Genomic DNA, 2,529 nt, shown 5'->3' with positions numbered 1-2,529 from the left:
TCCACTTTTTTTATTGGATTGGTGCCATGACTCATCCCCTGATTCCACAACTAATCGATTTGGCAACGCCATTGGCTCAAGATTTAGGATTAGAGATTGTAGAGGCTCTCTTCCAGACCAACAGACGCCCACCCGTGCTGCGTGTCTATATCCGCAACCCCATCCGTGACACTAGCTTGGATGACTGTGAACGCATGAGTCGTGCTTTAGAAGCTCAGTTAGATGCTAAGGAAATCATTTTAGACACCTACGTTTTGGAAATTTCCAGTCCTGGGATCACACAGGACTTAACCACAGACCGAGAATTCATTTCTTTCAAAGGGTTTGGTGTGATTGTTCAGACATTTGAACCCTATCAGGGGCAGCAAGAGTGGCGTGGGCAGTTAATTCGCCGGGATGAGAGCGGAGTTTATCTCAATCTCAAGGGTCGTGCGTTTGCCATTCCCCGTCAGCTCGTGTCCAGAGTAAAACTCGATGATGGGGGTTAAATTTTGCTTGAAGGTTGGTAGGCGTGCAGTACTTGTAAAGACAATGGCTTGACTATGATCTACAAGTGCTTCTCCCGTACAAGCTTCAAGGCTCAGGATTGAAGTTGAACTTGATTTACTTTAAATCCCAAGACAATTGCCATGGATAGATTTAAGACGGAGATTTGCTGATGTCAATAGTTAGTTTGCCTGGACTTAAGGCAATGATAGAAGAAATTAGTCAAAGCCACAATTTACCTAGGTCTGCAGTTCAACAGGCATTAAGAGAAGCACTGCTAAAAGGGTATGAGCGCTATCGCCGTTCTCAACGGCTAGACCAACGATTTCATTTTGACGAAGAATATTTTGACAACTTTGAAGTCGATCTTGATATTGAAGAAGAAGGCTTCCGCGTTTTGTCTACCAAAACCATTGTCGAACAGGTACAAAATAGTGACCATCAAATTTCTCTCAAAGAAGTCCAGGAAGTTGCCTCTGAAGCACAATTGGGAGACTCAGTGGTTTTGGATGTGACTCCAGACCAAGGAGAGTTTGGTCGCATGGCAGCGATTCAAACCAAACAGGTGCTCTCTCAAAAACTCCGAGACCAGCAGCGTAAGCTGATTAAGGAAGAGTTTCAAGACCTAGAAGGAACCGTTCTGCAATCTCGATCGCTACGGTTTGAGCAGCAGTCTGTGATTATGGCGCTCAGCAGTGGTTTTGGTCGGCCAGAGGTAGAAGCCGAACTGCCCAAACGGGAACAGCTACCCAATGATAACTATCGGATTAACTCCACCTTTAAGGTTTATCTCAAAAAAGTCCGGGAAGGCCCTCACCGTGGTCCTCAGCTGGTGGTATCCAGAGCGGCGGCTGGATTAGTGGTCGATCTGTTTAGCAACGAAGTCCCAGAAATAGACGATGAGGTGGTAAGGATTGTTGCAGTAGCACGGGAAGCTAATCCTCCTTCTCGTCATGTCGGACCAAGGACTAAAATTGCTGTAGATACCCTGGAGCGAGATGTTGATCCGGTGGGAGCTTGCATTGGTGCTAGAGGTTCCCGCATTCAAGTTGTGGTGAATGAATTACGAGGTGAGAAAATCGACGTAATTCGTTGGTCTCCTGACCCATCTACCTATATTGCTAACGCTCTTAGCCCAGCCCAAGTTGATCAGGTGCTACTAGTCAATCCAGAAGAACGTCAAGCTCATGTTTTAGTAGCAGAAGACCAGCTGAGTTTAGCTATAGGCAAAGAAGGACAAAATGTTCGCCTTGCTGCCCGCCTTACGGGTTGGAAGATTGACATTAAAGATGCTGCGGAATACAAAAAAGACACTACAGACATTTCTAAACAGGAGACCCTAGAAGAAGATGATGTCGATAGCAGTGAGTTACAGGAAGATTACCAAGAAGGAGTAGAAACACCAGAAAATGTGCTTGATGCTGAGCCAGTGCTTGATTTGAGTACTCAAGAAGAATAAGTAATTTTAGGGGTTAACCCTGAGGTGAGGAAAGTTTGGCCAAGGTTGAGAATGGGAATGGTATAAAATGATACCCCTAAGCTTGTCGGTTTAGAATGGTAGTGGGGTGCAGGGTCTCGGCTGTGGTCAAGAATTCTTTGACAGTTTTCTTCCAAACCAATGACTTATTCAATCCTTCCACTTCTGCTGGGTTACTCTACCCCCTATCCCATTCTACCCCTTACTCCCGGTGGGTGTGGTGATTTTCTTCTTGTGTTATTCCTCCTTCTCTCAAGGGTGTGACTATCTCTACTATAGTTTTTCATCTTCTGCTCACAGCACCGGTTTCACACCACCGGTTAGCCCACACCCTTTTTACCGCCCTCTGGCATTGATTTTTGGTTTCATTTGGGTAAGTCAATCACGTAAACAGGGTGTTTGCCCAATCGCAAACGCCCTACAAGCCTCCATCTACCGTACCCTTTAAAGAAGGAGGACTTTTGAGATTTTCCAAACCGAAAACCCGTATGAAACCCAACTATCGACGTTGTCTTAGCTGCCGGAAAGTAGCACCAAAACAGGAGTTTTGGCGTATTGTCCGAGTA

At 45.7% G+C, this 2,529-nt stretch carries 2 protein-coding genes and 1 pseudogene; all 3 read left to right on the top strand.

The window, feature by feature from the left end:
• The first annotated feature begins 26 nt into the window (after window positions 1-26).
• Complete coding sequence (gene rimP, locus F6K20_RS33780; protein WP_008182529.1) at window positions 27-488, top strand: ribosome maturation factor RimP; 462 nt, start codon at window positions 27-29, stop codon at window positions 486-488.
• A gap of 170 nt (window positions 489-658) precedes the next feature.
• A complete protein-coding gene (gene nusA, locus F6K20_RS33775) occupies window positions 659-1,945 on the top strand; it encodes a transcription termination factor NusA (RefSeq protein ID WP_287248488.1) in 1,287 nt (428 codons plus the stop codon).
• Between the two features lie 506 nt (window positions 1,946-2,451).
• Window positions 2,452-2,529 (top strand): annotated as a pseudogene (locus F6K20_RS41000) (YlxR family protein); the annotation flags it as partial.

Origin of the sequence: Moorena sp. SIO2C4 (assembly GCF_010672485.1) — a bacterium.
Classification (GTDB): domain Bacteria; phylum Cyanobacteriota; class Cyanobacteriia; order Cyanobacteriales; family Coleofasciculaceae; genus Moorena; species Moorena producens.
The sequence above is the reverse complement of the archived record's forward strand: the minus strand, read 5'-3'. Positions and strand labels throughout refer to the sequence as shown.